General features: G+C 34.5%; 17 protein-coding genes. 5 read left to right on the top strand and 12 right to left on the bottom strand.

What is annotated here, in order from left to right; all coding sequences use genetic code 11:
• Positions 1-17: 17 nt before the first annotated feature.
• The 3 genes from PMOB_RS07555 to PMOB_RS07545 are packed head-to-tail and all read right to left on the bottom strand — an operon-like array spanning position 18 to position 3,271.
• Entirely contained in the window at positions 18-920 is a 903-nt protein-coding gene (locus PMOB_RS07555; RefSeq protein ID WP_012209273.1) for a bifunctional enoyl-CoA hydratase/phosphate acetyltransferase, read from the bottom strand.
• A complete protein-coding gene (gene buk, locus PMOB_RS07550; RefSeq protein ID WP_012209272.1) occupies positions 917-2,005 on the bottom strand; it encodes a butyrate kinase in 1,089 nt (362 codons plus the stop codon). Before buk ends, PMOB_RS07555 begins: the two co-directional genes overlap by 4 nt.
• 24 nt (positions 2,006-2,029) lie before the next feature.
• Positions 2,030-3,271: an aminotransferase-like domain-containing protein gene (locus PMOB_RS07545; RefSeq protein WP_012209271.1), complete on the bottom strand. Its 1,242-nt coding sequence runs from the start codon at positions 3,269-3,271 to the stop codon at positions 2,030-2,032.
• Positions 3,272-3,553: 282 nt separating this feature from the next.
• On the opposite strand from PMOB_RS07545, the gene glyA reads away from it, so the two are divergent.
• Positions 3,554-4,825, top strand: a complete 1,272-nt coding sequence (gene glyA, locus PMOB_RS07540) for a serine hydroxymethyltransferase (protein ID WP_012209270.1) — start codon at positions 3,554-3,556, stop codon at positions 4,823-4,825.
• 29 nt (positions 4,826-4,854) lie between these two features.
• Here the strand turns inward: glyA and PMOB_RS07535 are convergent, their stop codons facing one another.
• From PMOB_RS07535 to amrA, 9 genes are all read right to left on the bottom strand, one after another.
• Entirely contained in the window at positions 4,855-6,081 is a 1,227-nt protein-coding gene (locus PMOB_RS07535; RefSeq protein ID WP_012209269.1) for an adenosylhomocysteinase, read from the bottom strand.
• A gap of 457 nt (positions 6,082-6,538) precedes the next feature.
• The gene (locus tag PMOB_RS07530) at positions 6,539-7,765 is read right to left on the bottom strand and encodes a tetratricopeptide repeat protein (RefSeq protein WP_012209268.1); all 1,227 of its coding nucleotides are present in this window, start codon (positions 7,763-7,765) and stop codon (positions 6,539-6,541) included.
• Positions 7,758-8,426 carry a RadC family protein gene (gene radC / locus PMOB_RS07525; RefSeq protein ID WP_012209267.1) on the bottom strand — a complete coding sequence of 223 codons (669 nt, stop codon included), beginning with the start codon at positions 8,424-8,426 and terminating at the stop codon, positions 7,758-7,760. The genes PMOB_RS07530 and radC overlap by 8 nt, the downstream gene beginning before the upstream one ends.
• A gap of 52 nt (positions 8,427-8,478) precedes the next feature.
• Complete coding sequence (locus PMOB_RS07520; RefSeq protein ID WP_012209266.1) at positions 8,479-9,051, bottom strand: Maf family protein; 573 nt, start codon at positions 9,049-9,051, stop codon at positions 8,479-8,481.
• Positions 9,032-9,553: a Gx transporter family protein gene (locus PMOB_RS07515; protein ID WP_012209265.1), complete on the bottom strand. Its 522-nt coding sequence runs from the start codon at positions 9,551-9,553 to the stop codon at positions 9,032-9,034. Before PMOB_RS07515 ends, PMOB_RS07520 begins: the two co-directional genes overlap by 20 nt.
• Positions 9,547-9,921: a NusG domain II-containing protein gene (locus PMOB_RS07510; protein ID WP_012209264.1), complete on the bottom strand. Its 375-nt coding sequence runs from the start codon at positions 9,919-9,921 to the stop codon at positions 9,547-9,549. The genes PMOB_RS07515 and PMOB_RS07510 overlap by 7 nt, the downstream gene beginning before the upstream one ends.
• Before the next feature lie 6 nt (positions 9,922-9,927).
• The gene (locus tag PMOB_RS07505) at positions 9,928-10,965 is read right to left on the bottom strand and encodes an FAD:protein FMN transferase (protein WP_012209263.1); all 1,038 of its coding nucleotides are present in this window, start codon (positions 10,963-10,965) and stop codon (positions 9,928-9,930) included.
• Entirely contained in the window at positions 10,938-11,936 is a 999-nt protein-coding gene (gene amrS, locus PMOB_RS07500) for an AmmeMemoRadiSam system radical SAM enzyme (protein WP_012209262.1), read from the bottom strand. Before amrS ends, PMOB_RS07505 begins: the two co-directional genes overlap by 28 nt.
• Positions 11,937-11,955: 19 nt before the next feature.
• A complete protein-coding gene (amrA, locus tag PMOB_RS07495; protein ID WP_012209261.1) occupies positions 11,956-12,477 on the bottom strand; it encodes an AmmeMemoRadiSam system protein A in 522 nt (173 codons plus the stop codon).
• Positions 12,478-12,637: 160 nt separating this feature from the next.
• Here amrA and PMOB_RS07490 point away from each other — a divergent pair, with 160 nt between their 5' ends.
• From PMOB_RS07490 to ruvA, 4 genes are all read left to right on the top strand, one after another.
• A complete protein-coding gene (locus PMOB_RS07490; protein WP_012209260.1) occupies positions 12,638-14,080 on the top strand; it encodes an MFS transporter in 1,443 nt (480 codons plus the stop codon).
• 70 nt (positions 14,081-14,150) lie between these two features.
• Positions 14,151-16,775 carry a valine--tRNA ligase gene (locus PMOB_RS07485; RefSeq protein ID WP_012209259.1) on the top strand — a complete coding sequence of 875 codons (2,625 nt, stop codon included), beginning with the start codon at positions 14,151-14,153 and terminating at the stop codon, positions 16,773-16,775.
• Positions 16,776-18,092 carry a bifunctional folylpolyglutamate synthase/dihydrofolate synthase gene (locus PMOB_RS07480; RefSeq protein ID WP_012209258.1) on the top strand — a complete coding sequence of 439 codons (1,317 nt, stop codon included), beginning with the start codon at positions 16,776-16,778 and terminating at the stop codon, positions 18,090-18,092.
• Between the two features lie 24 nt (positions 18,093-18,116).
• On the top strand, positions 18,117-18,689 hold the full coding sequence (gene ruvA / locus PMOB_RS07475; RefSeq protein WP_012209257.1) for a Holliday junction branch migration protein RuvA: 573 nt from the start codon (positions 18,117-18,119) through the stop codon (positions 18,687-18,689).
• Positions 18,690-18,707: the final 18 nt, after the last annotated feature.

The raw sequence follows: 18,707 nt of genomic DNA, 5'->3' as shown, positions 1-18,707 counted from the left end.
AATTCTCCTTTTTAAATTTAAGACATCAAGATTGAAAACGCCATGGCGTTGAGTTTGGATTCATCACTATCGGCTCTAGAGGTTAAAACTACCGGTTTTTTGCCCCCTACAATTGAACTCGCCAGCTTTGCATCGGCGAAATATACTAAGGTCTTATACAATATGTTTCCCGCTTCTATATCGGGCATGATTAATATATCCGCATCTCCAGCGACTTCACTGTTTATTCCTTTGTGTGTAGCAGCTTCTTTAGAAATGGCATTGTCCATAGCAAAAGGTCCGTCTACTATGCATCCTTTTATCTGGCCTCTTCTGTTCATTTGTGCTAATATTGCCGCTTCTACTGTTGCAGGCATCTTGGGGTTAACCTGCTCTAATGCCCCTACAACGGCAACTTTTGGTGTTTCTATACCTAACTTATGGGCTACTGACACAGCGTTGTTTATAATATCAACTTTTTGTTCAAGAGTTGGAGCAATCACCATACCAGCATCAGAGATTATCAACAACTTGTGGTATCTGGGTATTTCAAAGACACAGACTAAATTCATCGTTTTTCCTGTTTTTAAACCATATTCATCCTTTAAATATACCGATAAAATCTCAGAGGTGTTAAGTTTTCCTTTCATAGGAAGATCGGCTTCTCCATTGGCAACGGCTTGTATTGCTCCTTTTGCTGCTTCAAGAGGGGTTGAAGCATCTCTGATTTCTATGTTGGTGGTATCAAGTCCAATTTCTTCTGATATATGTTGGATCTTTGTTTTATCTCCGTACAAGATAAAGTTACATAAATCAATTTCCTTAGCTTTTTGAACAGCTTTCAAGACAACATCATCTTCGGCAGCTGCCACCGCAATCGTTTTTGATCTGTGCTCATTTTTTACTAATTCGATAATCTGTCTAATGTTCTCAATTTTCATAAAATATTTTCACCCTCCCATATCTTTGTATCTTCCAACTGTTCGAGTGCTCTCAAGGCTCCTAAGGCGAGTCCTTCCATCTCGTAAGCTCCAGGGTAAACCATTACCACCCCTAACTTATCGATCCTTCTTTTGATCAATTCAACAAAGTAGTCACTGTGAGCCATTCCACCAGTTAAGATAATTGCATCGAGATCTCCACCCAGAATTGCTGCCATCCCACCTATTTCCTTTGAGACTTGATAAGCCATGGCTTCTACAATTAATTTTGCATATTCATCTTTTTCGGCAAGTTTTAAAGCATCTTTTAAACTTGCTGTTTTTAAATATGCAAACAAACCTCCTTTTCCTACAAATGTTGATTTGACATCATTTTTGGAGTATGAATGCATATTTTTAAAAATCCATTTTGCAAGGTCCCCCATTGGTAATTCTCCCGTTCTTTGTGAGCTAAAAGGTCCTTCATCTGTTGCGTTGTTAACGTCGATCATAAGGCCTTTTCTCTGCGCACCAACAGAGATTCCACCGCCCAAGTGAGCTATGACAAAATTGCATTTTTCATATTCTTTATTCAATTCTTTAGCAGCGAATCTTGCAACTATTTTCATGTTCAAAGCGTGGAATAAACTGTGTCTTTCAAGTTGTGGTATTCCAGAAATTCTCGCCTCGGGGATAAACTCATCAACAGAAATAGGATCAGTAATGAAAACAGGTAAGCCTTTCGAGGAATTCTTTGATAGTTCAAAGGCTATTACAGCAGCTAGGTTCGATGCGTGTTCAACTCTTGTTTTGGTTTTTAGGTAATTAACCATATCCTCATTCACCTGGTAAGTTCCACTTTTCATAGGAGGAAGTATCCCCCCTCTAGCAGCTATCGCATCTAATTCATTGATAGATATGTTGTATCTTTTTAGAAAATCTTCTACGCACTTTTTACGAAAAGGAAGTTGGTCCATAATCGTTTTACAATTTTCTATCTCGCTAACGGAATGCTCTATACTTTCTGAGATTACTTCTTTCTCATCCTCAAAAAGTGAGAGCTTTGTAGACGTTGCACCTGGATTTATGACCAATATTTTATACATAAAGCTCCTCCCATAATCAGTTTTTTAGGATTTGCTACGGATAGAATTCGCATTTACATAATTTTCTGCAACTTTTCTCAATCTTCTTATACCCTCTTTTATTTCTTCGTGTGAAGGAAGGCAGAAAGATAATCGCATGTGATTTTTTTCCACCTCGTTTACATAAAATGCCTCTCCCGGAACGTACAATACTTTGTTCTTCTTTGCTTCTTCAAACATTTCCATAGTATCTACCCATTCTGGAAAAGTTAACCATATGAAGAGCCCACCCTCCGGGCGAGTCCAACTTACCCCTTGCATATCACCGAATTCCTCTTCTAACGCCTTCAACATCGTATCTTTTTTTGATTTATAAAGTTCTAATGTGGGTTTTAACTGTTCGATCCTATCGTGAGCTTGGAGGTATCTAGCGGCTAGTCTCTGGGTCAAAGATGGTGTACATAGATCTACACCTTGTTTAAGTATTGTTAGCTTTCTTAATAAGTCTTTTGATGCAACAATTATCCCAATTCTCAGACCTGGACACAAAATTTTAGAAAATGTGTTTAATAAGACCGTTCTTTCTGGATCAAGAGAGTAAATTGACGGAATTGGTTCTCCCTCAAATCTCAACGAACCATAAGGATCATCCTCGAGAATTAAAAAATCATATTTATGTGCTAAGTTAATTAATTTCTTTCTTTTTTCTAACGACATAGTTACCCCAGCAGGATTTTGAAATGTAGGCACCACGTAAACGAATTTAAACTTATCTATTTCTCCCTTAGTTACTAACTCTTCTAATTTTTCTTCAAGGATATCAACATTCATTCCATCATCTTCTAAAGGTATTTCCATAAATTTAGGAAACATTTGTCTAAAAGCGCTGACTGCACCCAAATAAACTGGTTTTCCTACAGCACAGTAAGAATCTTCATCGAGCAGTGCTAGACCTATCAATTGTAGGGCTTGCTGGGAACCAACAGTTATCAACATATTCTCCGGAGATACCCCTTCTATTCCTTCGTGTTTTTTTAGTAGATTTATATAAGCGTTTTTTAATTCGTTATCTCCCTCGGTAGGACCATACTGTAGTGTTATTTTGTATTCTTCTTTAACAATTTTTGCCGCAATTTCTCCTAATTCTTCTCGAGGAAAAGTCTCTGGATCAGGTACACCCCCACCAAACGATATCGTTTCAGGCTCAGAAGCTACCTTCAATAATTCCCTTATAATGCTTGCTTTCGCCGTTTTTGCAACTTTTGAAAACTTTTTTTCGTAGTTCATAATTTGCCCCCCTTTTCATTATTTATCCTACAACTCAATTATAATCAAATAATCGAGATAAGTCAAAGTCAGTTACAGACGATTACAGACGTTTATTGACGATTAGAAGCATTTATTGGGCATATGAAAAAAATTTCATGAAATATATTTCATAATAAAATTTTAACATTGATATATGATAGCTGATCTTAATTAATTTCGAAAATTAAATAGTGTGTTAAAATATTAAAAACATGATTTTTTAATGAGCAATCTTATAATTTTAAAAAAGAGGTGTTGACAGTGTGGGAAGATTTAAAGAGTTCTGATAACGAAGTTTACGAGATTCTTCAAAAAGAGCTTAAAAGGCAAGAGTATGGTTTAGAATTGATTGCATCAGAGAATTATGCGTCAAAATCTGTTATGGAAGCCGCAGGAAGTATTTTTACGAATAAATATGCCGAAGGTTACCCAAAAAGAAGATATTATGGAGGATGTGAATATATAGACGAGGTTGAGACGCTTGCTCGGGATAGAGCAAAAGAACTTTTCAATGCAAAGTTTGCGAACGTTCAACCCCATTCAGGGTCCCAAGCGAATATGGGCGCTTATCTAGCGCTTATGAAACCTGGGGATACATTAATGGGAATGTCGTTGAGCCATGGTGGCCATCTAACCCATGGCGCTCCAGTAAATTTCTCAGGTATGTTGTTCAATGTTGTTTCTTATGGTGTCGATGAAGAAACGGAAACAATCAATTATGATGAGGTTGAAAGAATAGCGAAGGATGCAAAACCTAAAGTTATTGTGGCAGGTGGGAGTGCATACTCTAGGATAATAGATTTTAAAAGATTTAGAGAGATAGCCGATGAAGTTGGTGCGTATTTAATGGTTGATATGGCCCATTTTGCAGGATTAGTTGCCGCTGGTATTCATCCAAACCCAGTTGAGTACGCGCATGTCGTTACTTCGACAACGCATAAAACTTTAAGAGGGCCAAGAGGTGGGATTATTCTCACAAACGATAGTGATATTTACAAATCAATCAATAAAATTATTTTTCCAGGGATACAAGGCGGTCCCTTAGAACATATAATAGCGGCAAAGGCTGTTGCTTTTAAAGAAGCTATGAGTGGAGAGTTCAAAGAATATCAGAAACAAGTTGTTAGAAATTCTAAAGCTTTAAGCAATGAACTTGCTAGTAAAAATTTGAGAATCGTCTCAGGTGGAACGGATACGCATTTGTTCTTGGTGGATCTATCTGAGCTTAATATAACAGGGAAAGCCTTGGAAAAGGCTTTAGGGCAATGCGATATTACAGTTAATAAGAATACTGTTCCCAAAGAAACGTTGTCGCCTTTTGTGACTAGTGGAATAAGGATTGGTACCCCTGCGGTTACCACACGTGGTATGAAAGAAGAAGAAATGAAAGAAATCGCTTCAATGATAGCAAAAGTTGCAAACAATGTTCTTGATGAAGAAGGGAATATAGATAAAGATTTAGCACAAGAAATTAAAAAAGATGTTGTTTCTCTCTGTCAACGTTTTCCAATGTATGCAGATTTGATTGAGTGAAAGGGGCGCCTACTGGTGCCCCTTTTATATTATTTCCAACTATTCAAATAATCTTTTTGCTCTTCAGATAGGGTGTCTATCTCAATTCCTAATGTTTTTAGGTTAATTTGTGCTATTTTTTCGTCTATTTCATAAGGTACTGGGGAAAGATTTACTTTCATATTTTGGTGGTTTTCTTTTATATATTTTGCACCCTCTAACTGTAAACTAAAGGAGAGATCCATTATTTCTGCGGGATGACCATCGCCGTTAACAAGATTAACCAGTCTTCCTTGTCCTAATAAAAATACGCTTTTCCCGTTTGGTAATTTGTATTCTTCTACTCCGTTTCTTACGTTGATTTTGTCTACCGCAACTTCTTCCAAATCTTTTACCTTTACTTCAACGTCAAAATGTCCGGCATTGGAAAGAATCGCACCTTCTTTCATTTCTAAAAAGTGCCTCTTCGTTATTACATCGATGTCACCTGTTACCGTTACAAAAAAATCCCCGTATTTTACTGCTTCATCCATTTTCATAACTCTAAATCCATCCATTATCGCTTCGTTAGCTTTTATTGGATCAACTTCGGTTATTATAACGTTGGCGCCTAATCCCTTTGCTCTCATGGCAACACCTTTACCACACCAACCGTACCCTGCTACAACTACTATTTTACCAGAAACAGAAAGGTTAGTTGATCTCATAATCCCGTCCCACGTTGATTGGCCTGTACCGTATCTGTTGTCGAACAAATATTTCATGTAAGAGTCGTTTATTAAAATCACAGGTACAGGTAATTTATTTTCTTTGAAGAGGGATTTGTATCTTTTTACACCTGTGGTGGTTTCTTCACAGATTCCCCAGAGATTGCTTACTTTTTCAGGGTGTTTCTCTATCAAGGTTATTCCCAAATCTGCTCCGTCGTCTAAAATTATGTTAGGATTAGTTTCTAATATTTTATCGATATTTTTCCAGTAGACTGATTCATCTAAAGTTCTTTCTGCATGTACATTGAGTCCATATTCTTTCAGAGCTTCTACGACATCTTCTTGTGTGGATAAGGGGTTACTCCCTGTTATAGCAACGTTGGCACCTAATTCGTGTAATACTATTCCTAAATAGGCTGTTTTCGCCTCTAAATGGATGCTTACAGCTACATTTACCCCTTCAAAGGGTTTTTCTGTTTGGTATAGATCTTTTAAATAGTTTAAAACTTTCATGTGCTTTTTTACCCATTCTATTTTCTTTTTGCCGCTTTCTGCTAGTGAAGTCATAGTAGTCCTCCCCTTATTTTTAAAAATTATACTCTAAAACATTGTATATAGCGCCCATTCCCCGCTCCCCACCCTTCTATGGAAGGGACCTGCGGTCCCTCTCAGACTCTGGGGGGGGAGGGCTTCGCCCTGTGACCCTTTTAAAATCAAATTCTTAATTTTTGAAAATGATTTTTAAATTTTTTATGTAAAGTGCGCTTATTCTTTATTTTAACCTCTTCGCCCCGCTCCCCACCCTTCTATGGAAGGGACCTGTGGTCCCTTAGACTCTGGTGGAAGGAGGGCTTCGCCCTGTGACCCTTTTAAAATCAAATTCTTAATTTTTGAAAATGATTTTTAAATTTTTTATGTAAAGTGCGCTTATTCTTTATTTTAACCTCTTCGCCCCGCTCCCTACCCTTCTATGGAAGGGACCTGCGGTCCCTTAGACTCTGGGGGGGAGGGCTTCGCCATGCCGTTACTTGTATAGATATTGGCAGATCCTCCATCCAAATAATAATCTCAATGCTTCATAAAAAGGTAAATCTAAAAAGAATGTAAAGTTCTTTTGGTACTTAGTTTTAAGATCTATTATCGCTTTGTTTAGGTTGTCATAATAGTTAGGCCCTTTTAAATTGACTTTGACTCCTGTTTTGTATTGTGTAAATAGATCTCCTATTACTTTTTTAGAAGTGGTTTCTGTTGATGATAAAAATATTAGTGGAACATTGTTGAAAAACTGTTCAATTTTTTTAGCATACGAATTGAATTGCTGTATATCTTTTTCTTGGTAGTATTTGTAGAATAATATTTCGTAAAGTTCAGAGTCTTCGGCTTTGTAAGGTTTAGGATTACCAGTATGAAATAGTATTCTTTCATAAAATGGGCAATAACTCGGAGGTTCTACTTTTTCAGAGCTCGATAAGGTTTTGATACAGTTTACACATGGAGTTTTATCTTCTTTCAATAGAGCAAAGGTGGAGAAAGCTTTTTCGGAATCGGAAATAAATAGACTTACGTAATAGTTAATCAGATTTACAACCTTTTTTGCTTTCCCTTCAAGGTAAGCTTTTGATAAAAAGGATAAAGATTTTTGAAAATCTTTCTCATAAGTGCTCAGTCCCATGTTTATAAAAGAATAATCTAATAGGGAATTAGCCACTTTGATCATTTTGTAGGCGTTAAAAAAATCTTTTCTTTTTAGAAATAATAGACTGAGAGTTAAATATACTAAACCATTTTTTGGGTGTGTATTGATTAGTTCAGTAAAATATTTATTTGAGTCCTCGTCATCACGTATGATTTTCAAAAAACCCATGTTTATCTTAGAGTCTAAGTCACTTTTTCTTTCAAAAAATTTTTCGGCCTTTTGAAAATCGTTTCTGAATAGGTGCATCATGCCAAATTGATTTGAATATTCTTGAAGAGATTTGTGACTTAACCTGATTTCAAAAAAATTCGACAATTTCTCGTTCGATAGATCTATATCGTAAATTATCAAATCTAACCAATTATTTATATTGTTTATTGAGACACTTAATTTTTCTATTTCGTAATCAGCCTCATATATGGTTTTAGTTGTTTTCTTTTTTTGCTGTGTGTCAGGTTTTCTTATGCCTTTTTTTTCTAATTCTTTTTCGATTTCTTCTTTTATTTTGTATAAATTTCGCAATTTATCTTCTGCATTATTATTTTCATTAGTCAATTTTTTCACTCCTATCCAAAGTAAAACTGAAATAAGAATCCTTTCCAATAATTATATGATCGTTCATGTTGATACCTAAGATCTCACCAGAATCCATAATTTTTTTGGTAATGTCCCTATCGTGCATGCTCGGTGTGGGATCCCCTGATGGGTGATTATGTACTAAAATAAAAGATACTGCATTATACATTATAGCTTCTCTAAAAATATCTCGCGGGTGAGCAATTGACATATTTACCGTTCCGTTGGAAATATCTTTGATAGTAATGATGTGGAGTTTAGAATCTAAAAAAATAGCTCTTACAGTTTCTGTGCTGAGATATATCATGTCCTCACAAACATGGTATGCTTCTTCTGGAGAGGTTACCTTTTGATACTTTTGACGCAATTTTTGAAGGTGATATCTTTTGCCTATTTCTAACGCAGCTTTTAGATTTATTGCTCCAACTTTTCCTACTCCTTTTTCTTTTGATATTTCTTCAAGTGATATATCGACCAATTCACTCAATGTTTTATACTTTTTTAATATTTGTTCGGAAACATCAAATACGTTATAATTTCTAACTCCATGTCTTAAAATGATGGCTATAAGTTCCTGGTCTGTGAGAGATTGGGGCCCATATTTTTCTAGTTTCTCTCTTGGTTTTAGTTGATCTTCCATTACTCTCTCCTTTTCGGCTTTTGATAGGAATTTTGGAATATTTGAAATGTTTTTATGAGGTTGCTAACATATGTCTCAATTGCCAGTATAATTTTGCAATAGGTAGACCCATTATGTTGTAGTAATCACCTTCAATTTTTTTGACAAAAACAGCGGCAAAATCTTGAATAGCATAGGCTCCCGCTTTGTCATATACGTTGTTATTTTTTATATAAAAATCTATCACTTCTTCATCCAATTTGTAAAAAGTTACTTTCGAAACTTCATAAAAGGAAGAGAATTTTTCCATTGATCTTAAAGTTACTCCTGTGTAAACACAATGAGTTTTATTCGATAATGTTTGAAGCATTTCGAAAGCTTCATCGTAATTGTGAGGCTTTCCAAATATTTTTCCATCCAAAGTTACTATAGTATCAGCCGTTATGAGAAGCTCTCGAGGTGAAATTTCTATATTTTTACTTTTTTTATATGAAATTTCTTGTACAATTTCAGAAGGTGTCGTAGAGTTATAAGTTTCATCAGTATTAGCTGTTCTGATCGTAAAATTTTTTGTTATTAATTTTAAAAGTTCTTGTCTTCGTGGGGATGAGGATCCTAAAACCAATTCAACTTTTGAATCTATCAAGGTTCACACTCCTTAAAATATAACTCACAATTGCTCCGTTTATGAATGCCGTTATTATACCGAAAAAAAGCATGTAAGGGTAATACCAAAAAATATTAGGTGATTTAACAATAAAAAGACTGGCGATTATTAATTGTACAGTGTTGCTGAAAAAGGCTCCAATTTCACTAATTCCTAAAATACCAAATTTGTTGGTAATTTTGAAGGATAAGGACATAAATAAAGCACTGGCGAGTGATCCTCCCAATCCCATCCAAAATACGGGAGATAAAAACCTTCCACTTAGTATTGAACCAAGCAAAGTTTTTAACAAAGCTATGTACAAGGTATTAGTAATGCTAATTCCACTCACTACAGACAACAACAAAGGGAAGTTAGAAAACCCCCATCTCGCACCAGGCACTGAAACAGGCATGGGTAAAAAGGATTCAACATAGTAAATTGCGGAAGCTAATGCGGTTAAAATAGATATATATGATATTGTTTTTGTTCTTTTTACCATGTATAGATGTCAATCCCCGTGTCATCTGCGTTACCTAATGGTTTTACAACTATTTCATTTGGAATACAAATAATGGGTTGATTAGGATTTTCTACCCATCCTGTATTTTCACAGACTTTCAAGGGACATGATGAATCGGTAACTCTAATTCTTTGATCTATGTATTCTACATTCATCAATAACTCACCTTCATCATTTGTTATGCTGTAAGTTCCTTCTTTTGTTATTTGTAAAATTTGCTCCCCTTTTAAGTAAACTTCTGCACCGTTTATGCCCTTTTTAGGAAAAGCGTTCATAAAAATCATTACTAAAACTAACAATATTACAACTAAAAGTAGGTACAGATCATTTTTCTTAGTGAATTTCATAAACTCTCACATTTTCTCCCGAAAATAGTCAAAACCACTTGTCTCAGTACTTTCCCCTGTTGGAGATATAATCAAAGCTTGAATGCCAAAATCTGTGAAATAATCTAAGGCAGGGTTATCGTATCCTAAAACGAAAAGAGCCGTAGAAAAGACGTCCGCTATCATCGCTTTTTCTGCTATAACAGTTACACTGGATGCGTTTCCTGCAGGATAACCATCTTCTGGATCTAATATATGATGATATTTTTTACCGTCTTCGATAAAAAATCTTTCGTAATCTCCAGATGTGGCAACAGCACCGCTTGTTAAATAAATTGTATCTATCGATTTTAAGGCATCTTGTGAAAAAGGATCCCTTATCCCTATAACCCAGGCAAGTTCTCCAAACTTTGGACCTATTATTCCAATATCTCCCCCCGCATCGACAAAACCTGTAGCTCCAGGATCTATTTCCTTAATTTTTTGTATAACTAAATCAATTGCATATCCTTTAGCTATTCCTCCTAAGTCTACTTCGACACCATCTTTTAGTAAAGAAATTTCTCTCTTTTCTTCATCAATTTTTATGAATCTATAATCAACGTTTTCTAATGTTCTATTGATTTCTTCTTGGATTGGAACTTTTTTTGGAGAATTTATGTCATCAAATCCCCACAATTTAAGTAAAGGTCTCACTGTAGGGTCGAAAGCCCCACCTGTTATTACTGCATAATTGTAGGTAGCTTGAAATAAAAATAATCCCTCTTCGTCGACTTCAACCTTTCTGTCAGTATTTAATTTTTGGATTATACTACCTTCGACGTTGGGACTAAATTTGTTGTGTAATCTGTACAACTCTTGTTCTGCTGTATTCAACAAAACATTTGAAGATACTTTATCCCCTGCTACTTTTACCCTTACAATAGTGCCAAGTACTGGGAACTCTTTTTCTTCGTAAACTGGGGTCGGCTTAGAAAATAACAACAAAGATAACAAAAGTACTCCTACACCAAGTGCAGCTATATAAAGATATACTCTTAAACTATGCATATTTTTCTGCCGCAATTTTTACACTCTCCGTTTTCATTCAGATTTTCAATTTTTATGTCGTATCCTTTTCTTTGAATAAGGAGTGTTCCACAATCTGGACAATAAGTATTTTCGTATGTTGAAGACAAAATGTTTCCAAGATATACAAAATTGAGATATTTTTTTGCAAGCTCATAGGTTCTTTCTAAAAAGTTGATATCTGTCGGTGATTCGTTATATTTATATGCAGGAAAATATCTAGATAAATGAAGAGGAATATCTTTAGAAATGTTTGCCAACCATGAAAACTCTTCTTCTAATTCATCTAAATTATCGTTTACTTTGGGAACTACCAATGTAGTTACTTCAATGTGAATTCCTTCTTCATAGGCTATTTTTATCGTGTTTTTAACAGGTTCTAATCCCCCTTTTAATAGTTTCATATAATTCTTATCATTGTATACTTTTAGGTCTATATTCATCGCGTCTATATATTGTAGCATAAGTCTCAAGGGTTTTTCATTTATGAATCCGTTTGTTACTAAAACATTGTAGTTGTCAGGATTAGCGTACTTCACCTGCCTTGATGAATCTAAAACGAATTCATACCAAACTATCGGTTCCGAATATGTATACGCAACACCCCGAACGCCATAATTATCAATCAAAGATGGAATAGCGCTGGGATATATTTTCTTTTGATATTCAGGTTTCATATGTGCAATTTCGTAATTTTGACAAAAAGGGCATTTTAAATTACAGCCCCAGGTCCCCAGAGAAAGGATTTTTTCACCCGGATGAAAATGAAAAAGTGGTTTTTTCTCCATCGGATCAAGAGCCATACTGGTAACGTCCCCATAATTCAATGAATACATCTCACCTTTTACATTTTGCCTAACCCTACATATCCCTGTTTTGCCAGGATATAATATACATTGGTGAGGACATAAGGTACATTTCAAAATATCATCTTTAAATTCCTCATAAAACAAGGAATTAATTTTCATTTACTTCACCTCGATAATTTTAAAAGAACCTTTCCACAGTGAATTTATATATTTCTATTGGTTCATTTTTATAAATTCCCGCTTTTAATTTTACTATTCTCAATTGTTCTTCTACGGTATCAACTCCTTCTAGGTCAGGTAGAAGAACACCTCTTTTGTAACCACTTTTAACAACTATTCCGAAGATTTTGGGATCTAGCTCAAGAATATCGTTAACTTTTTCTAAATCGGATAGAACATCAACAGAAATAACTAGATCGTCTAATTCTTTTGGCGAAAGAGGAGGGAACCGCGGATCACTTGTGGCAGCAGAGATCGCATTTTCTCTTATTTCCATGATTAAATTATCGTAAACGGGCATAATGGTACCAATACAACCTCTCAATTCTCCAGAGCTTTTGTGAAGGCTCACAAAGCAACCTCTTTTTTTGTTAAATAAATCTTTTGGAAGAGTTTCATTAAAATCTATTTTTCTCTTTTCTTTTACATATGCTTCTATCACTTCTCTTGCCCAAATCACATAAGGATGATGTTCATTCAATATTATCACCTCTTTAAATTTCAAAACATTCAAGGCAAATTTTATTCATAACATTTATTAAATTATAAAGTAAACTTTATTTTTCATTGGTGCATTATAATATATTTTCAAGCGAACACATTAAAAAAATAATTATAGAGTAGCAAGGAGAAAAATAAATATGACAAAATATGCAAAAACAAGGTTTCTCTCAATTTTAGAGGCTGGTTCATACAATGCGTTCTTTATAGGTACACAAGGGTTTATTTTTACATCTATTGCTCTATACTTTAACGCATCTCCTCTTTTTATATCAATTATGACCTCTTTTCCTATTATAGCACAGATGTTTCAGATTTTCTCTTCACGAATCAACCAATTCATTGGTTCTAAGAAGAAAAGCCTTGTAATAAACGCCTTTATATCGAGGACTTTATTCGTTTTATTGCCCATTTTCATATTTTTTGATGTGAGATCTGAGTATATTATGTTAATTATTATTCTTTTATTTTCTTTTTTTGGAACATTCGTGGGCAACACTTGGACGGTTTTAATTAGAAGCGTAGTTCCTTTTGAACAAAGAGGTAAATATTTCGGACTTCGTAATATATTCGCTTCCATAACTGGTATAATTATGTTGTATCTTTATTCAATATTTTTAGAATTTCCAAATTTTAAAACAGGGTTGTTGCTGGTTACAAGTTTTATGGCAATTTTCTCTGTTCTTTCAGCTTTTTTGTTAGTGAAACATGAGTTTCCTGAAGAAAGCGAAAAGAATCACACCGTTAACTTAAACATTTTTACTCCCTTTAAAGATAGAAACTTTAAAAATTTTCTCTTATTTATGTTTGTTTGGAGTTTTGCCATAGAATTTGTAAGGCCTTATTTTGCCTATTATGAAGTCGCGATTTTGAATATAAATTATCAATTCCTTGGGAATATGGGAATAATAACAAGCGTTATCTCTGTTTTTTTGTATTTGTTTTATGGTATAGTGGCAGACAGGTTTGGCAGCAAAAACGTTCTAAGCTTGGGAATTTTGTTGTCAACTTTTAGCCCAATGATGTACTTTTTAATGAATGAAAGTAATTATAGGAGTATTTTATTATTAAATGCAATATTTGCGGCGTTCGCTTGGTCGGCGATAAATTTAGCCATTTTCAACTTACTCTTAGAAATATCCAAAGAACCATCCGAAAATTATATCGCAGCCAACTCTTTCGTTGCCGGTATTGCCGCTATTTTCGGCTCGTTGAGTGGGGGTTTCTTGGCAAATCATCTCGAAAATATAGAAATCAATTTTATGGGGGACCCTTATCATGGGATTCAATTGATTTTTATTATAGGGTTCATATTAAGGATTGTTTCTGTTATTCTATTAACTGAAGTTGAGGCAATGGAAAAGCCCATTAGATATAAAGGTATATTCTCTCCCGAGGCAGCATTGTTTAAAAGAAGAGAAATCAATTTTCCCTTTGATTTTTTCCGAAGGAATGGTAAGAAAGTCAAAAAAAATGAACTTCCCCTTTCAGCTGATTTAGAAAAGGAAGAAAAGAGTCAAGTGATTCAAGAAGTTCCAGAAGAGGAAAAAAGTCAAGTAGTTCCAAATAAAAATAAAGAATAAAATGAACCTTCGGTCTTTTCCTTAAATGGGGGGAGTTACTATTTCATCAAAAATTTAGGAGGTTGCCTTAATGGATATTGGAAAAAGATATATGCCGCACGAACTTGAAAATAAATGGTATAAGCTTTGGGAAGAAAACCATTCCTTTGAACCAAAGCCAGGGAATGGTAAGTTTAGTATAGTCATTCCTCCTCCAAATATTACAGGAAGAATACACATTGGTCATGCTTTGAATATCGTTCTTCAAGATATCTCCGTGAGATATAATAGAATGAAAGGTAAAGAAACAGTTTGGATACCCGGAGAAGATCATGCGGGTATAGCCACACAACATGTTGTTGAAAAATATCTTTTAAAAGAAGAAGGTAAAAGAAGAGAAGATTATACTAGAGAAGAATTTTTAAAAATTACTTGGGATTGGGCAAACAAATATCGTAATCACATACGTGAACAGATAAAAGCATTGGCAGCCTCTGTCGATTGGAGTAGAGAAAGGTTCACTTTAGATGAAGGGCTCAACCAAGCAGTAAGAAAGGTTTTTGTGTCTCTGTACAACGAAGGTTTAATATACAAAGGAAAGTATATAGTAAATTGGTGTCCTTCCTGCGGAACCGTTCTTGCAGACGACGAAGTTGAGCACAGTGAAGAAAAAGGCAAGCTTTGGTATATAAAATATCCTTTGGAAAATACTCAAAACTATGTAACTGTCGCAACTACCAGACCTGAAACTATGTTAGGAGATACAGCACTGGCTGTTAATCCTTCAGATGAAAGGTATAAAAATTTAATCGGTGAAACGGCTATTTTACCAATTGTTGGTAGGAAATTGAAAATTATAGCCGATCCTTACGTAGATACAAACTTTGGTACAGGTGTCGTCAAGGTTACCCCCGCCCATGATCCAAATGATTACCAAATTGGTTTAAGGCATGACTTGGAAAGAATACAAATTATAGATGAAAATGCAAGGATAAACGAAAATGGTGGAAAGTACGCAGGATTAGACAGGTATATAGCCAGAGAAAGAATAGTCGAGGACTTGAAGAAAGAGGGATTATTAGAAAAAGAGGAAGATTATACTCATTCTGTAGGTCATTGTTACAGATGTGATACCGTTATAGAACCTCTCCTTTTAGATCAATGGTTTGTTAAAATGAAACCCTTAGCAGAAAAAGCTATACAAGTGGTTGAAAATGATGAAATAAAATTTTACCCTGAAAGATGGAAGAAAGTGTATCTCAACTGGATGTATGAAATAAGGGATTGGTGTATATCAAGACAACTATGGTGGGGTCATAGAATCCCCGTTTGGTATTGCCAAAATTGTGGACATGTCAACGTATCCGTGGAAGACGTTAAAAAGTGTGAAAAATGCGGATCCACGGATTTAAAACAAGATGAGGATGTACTAGATACCTGGTTTTCTTCTGCTCTTTGGCCCTTTTCTACACTAGGGTGGCCTGAAGAAACGGAAGATCTGAAAAAATATTATCCAACAGATTTGTTAGTAACTGGATTTGATATAATCTTTTTTTGGGTTGCAAGAATGATAATGATGGGAGAAAAATTCATGGGTGAGAAGCCCTTTCATGATGTTTACTTGCATCAATTGGTAAGAGACAAATATGGAAGAAAGATGTCTAAATCGTTAGGTAACGGTGTAGATCCCCTCGAAGTAATTAACGAATACGGAACGGATCCTGTTAGATTTACTTTATCAGTCTTAGCTGCTCAAGGAAGAGATATTAAATTAGATGTTGGGTCCTTTGATGCTTACAGAAAGTTTGCAAATAAAATATGGAACGCTGCTAGATTTGTACTTTTAAATATGGAAGACTATGAAAAAACCGTACTTAAGGACGAAGATTTAAAAATTGAAGACAAATGGATTTTAACTAGATTGAATTCTACAATATTAGAAATTAGCAAAGATTTAGAAGTTTATAACTATGATCAAGCTGCAAGAAAACTGTACGATTTTTTCTGGAACGAATTATGTGATTGGTATATAGAAGCCTCAAAAAATAGGTTAAATTCGATTGGTAAAGATAAATTGGTAGTACAAAACGTTATCTTGCAGGTTTTTGATTCTTCATTACGTTTATTACATCCTTTTATGCCTTATATATCAGAAGAACTATGGCAAAAACTGCCTATTGAAAAAGATTCTGAGTTACTGATAAGCGCCAAATGGCCAGAGTATAACGAGAGTAATATTTATCCTGAAGCAGAAAAGGTATTTTCAAAGGTTATGGAGTTAGTAAGTGGTATAAGGAACGTTAAAGCTGAAATGGATATACCCCAAACTCAAGAGGTTGACGTGAAATACAAAATTGTAGCAAAAAACGACGATTTTATAGAAAAAAACAAAAATTTAATTGAACATTTGGCTTTTTTGATCAATATAACTCAAACTGAAGTGAAACCGGCTAAATCCGCCACTGCCTATGTAGATGAAAGTGTAGAAGTTTACATACCTTTAGGTGATTACATAGATATTGATACAGAAAAACAGAGATTAACAAAAAAATTGGAAAAGTTATCAAAAGATATAGAATTATATAATAAGAAATTATCGAATAAAAATTTTGTTGAAAAGGCAGATCCAGATGTAGTAGAAAAAACTAAAGAAGATTTGATAGAAAGTGAGAAAAAATATCAAAAATTACAAGCGCTCTTAAAGGAGATTAGTTAAATGGAATTAGCCAATTTAGTTGATTATCTTTATCAAAGAGGAGCAGCTAATTTCAAGGTAAAGTTGGGTCTAGAAAGGATAGATGAATTAAGTAAACGCATTGGAAGTCCACAGAATACGTTCAAAAGTATACACATCACAGGTACCAATGGAAAAGGAAGTGTTACCACTGCGATTTCACGAATTTTAAGATTTAACGGAATGAAAGTTGGGACCTATATATCCCCACATTTGGTTTCAATAACTGAGAGGATAAAAGTAAACGGAGAAAACATTTCTGAAAAAGAATTTGTTGAGATATACAATGAGATTGAAGAAGAAATAAAAACAATGGATCTGAAAGGTGAAGAATATGCCCCGTCATTCTTTGAAATCACAACAGCTATGGCTTTTAAGTATTTTGAAAAGCAAAAAGTTGATGTAGGCGTTTTTGAAGTTGGGTTAGGTGGAAGATTGGATGCTACTAATATTATTAATTCCGACGTTTCAGTCATAACCTCTATATCTAAAGACCATATCAAAACCTTAGGTGATACTCTTGAAGCGATAGCTTACGAGAAAGCCGGTATTATAAAGAAAAACAATTTTTTGATATTGGGAAATATCGACGAAAGCCCAAAAAAGGTGATCCTAAATAAAGCTAAAGAAGTCAATGCAGAAAAAATTTATGAACATGGGAAAGATTTTTATTCTATCAACCATAGATATTTTATTAACAATAATATGTTAGATTATCATGGACTCAATTATGAAATTAAAGATCTGATTTTTGGTGCAAACGGGACGTTTCAAATTGAAAATGTTACTACATCTTTGGCAGCAACAGAGGCGTTCATGCAAAAATTCGGGAAAACTTTGTCTATCGAAAAAGTCCGAGAAGCCATGGCAAACTTTTATTGGGAAGGCAGATTTGAGTACACAGAAATAAACGGTAAAAAGATGGTTTTCGACGGTGCACACAATCTTGCCGCTGCCCAGCAATTAGAAAAAAGTGTCAATCTTTACTTTCCTACTCAGAAAAAAATTGCCCTGATTGGGATATTGGACGATAAAGACTACGAAAAAATGTCTCAAATTTTTGCTTCGGTATTTGATAAAATTATTGTAACATCGGTTCCTTCTGAAAGGGGAAGACATCCTGAATTAATATATGAAGAATTTAAAAAGCATACTAAAAATGTTGAGTTTATAAAAGACCCTTCAGAAGGCTTCAATAAACTTTTATCAGAAAAAAGCGATATTTATTTTGTCACGGGTTCTTTGTATCTACTTGGAAAAATGAAAGAATTAATGTCCACTAATCTAGTGGCATTGTAGATATCTTTTATTGAGGTATATAATATGATAAGAAAAATTAACGCAACAATTGAAGATTTTGAGGACGAAAAAGTTCTAATCAAAATTGGAGTTTTAACTTTGGAAGCTTATCCTTCGTTGAACGTTATAAGATACTTTAAAAAAGGTGATCAATACGAATTCTTCGCTTCCCTAGAAATAAGCGAATGGAACACATCACTTTATATTTTTAAAGATAAAATAGAAAGAGATGTTTTTGAAAGTTTAAAGAAAGTTTCAAAAATTGGACCAAGAATTGCATCAAAAATCCTTAGAAAAACGGATGCAGAAGAATTTATACAGATGATAAACTCACAGGACACTGCTCTTCTTTCAAGCTTACCTGGCATAGGTAAGAAAACAGCAGAAAGACTAATATCTGAACTTTCCAACTCTTTCAGTGCCTATTCAACTGGGGCAGATACTCAATCGTATGGAAATAATAATCTAAAAGAAGCTATAGAGGCCTTAGAAACACTCGGATTTCAAAGATATGAAATTATGAAAGTCATAGGTCAACTTGATTTAGAAGATCTGAAAACAGAAGAGATCATTAAAGAATGTCTTACAAGGCTGTAGGTATTTTTTGCTGCCTTG

The organism is Petrotoga mobilis SJ95, assembly GCF_000018605.1.
Classification (GTDB): Bacteria; Thermotogota; Thermotogae; order Petrotogales; family Petrotogaceae; genus Petrotoga; species Petrotoga mobilis.
Note: the sequence above shows the minus strand (reverse complement) of the source record. Positions and strands in the feature narration are given on the sequence as shown.

What these genes read in the sequence shown, in the direction of transcription:
- PMOB_RS07555 (WP_012209273.1), bottom strand. Translation starts at nt 920, where the DNA reads ATGAAAATTGAGAACATTAGACAGATTATCGAATTAGTAAAAAATGAG.
- buk (WP_012209272.1), bottom strand. Translation starts at nt 2,005, where the DNA reads ATGTATAAAATATTGGTCATAAATCCAGGTGCAACGTCTACAAAGCTC.
- PMOB_RS07545 (WP_012209271.1), bottom strand. Translation starts at nt 3,271, where the DNA reads ATGAACTACGAAAAAAAGTTTTCAAAAGTTGCAAAAACGGCGAAAGCA.
- PMOB_RS07535 (WP_012209269.1), bottom strand. Translation starts at nt 6,081, where the DNA reads ATGACTTCACTAGCAGAAAGCGGCAAAAAGAAAATAGAATGGGTAAAA.
- radC (WP_012209267.1), bottom strand. Translation starts at nt 8,426, where the DNA reads ATGGAAGATCAACTAAAACCAAGAGAGAAACTAGAAAAATATGGGCCC.
- PMOB_RS07515 (WP_012209265.1), bottom strand. Translation starts at nt 9,553, where the DNA reads ATGGTAAAAAGAACAAAAACAATATCATATATATCTATTTTAACCGCA.
- PMOB_RS07510 (WP_012209264.1), bottom strand. Translation starts at nt 9,921, where the DNA reads ATGAAATTCACTAAGAAAAATGATCTGTACCTACTTTTAGTTGTAATA.
- amrS (WP_012209262.1), bottom strand. Translation starts at nt 11,936, where the DNA reads ATGAAAATTAATTCCTTGTTTTATGAGGAATTTAAAGATGATATTTTG.
- PMOB_RS07490 (WP_012209260.1), top strand. Translation starts at nt 12,638, where the DNA reads ATGACAAAATATGCAAAAACAAGGTTTCTCTCAATTTTAGAGGCTGGT.
- PMOB_RS07485 (WP_012209259.1), top strand. Translation starts at nt 14,151, where the DNA reads ATGGATATTGGAAAAAGATATATGCCGCACGAACTTGAAAATAAATGG.
- PMOB_RS07480 (WP_012209258.1), top strand. Translation starts at nt 16,776, where the DNA reads ATGGAATTAGCCAATTTAGTTGATTATCTTTATCAAAGAGGAGCAGCT.
- ruvA (WP_012209257.1), top strand. Translation starts at nt 18,117, where the DNA reads ATGATAAGAAAAATTAACGCAACAATTGAAGATTTTGAGGACGAAAAA.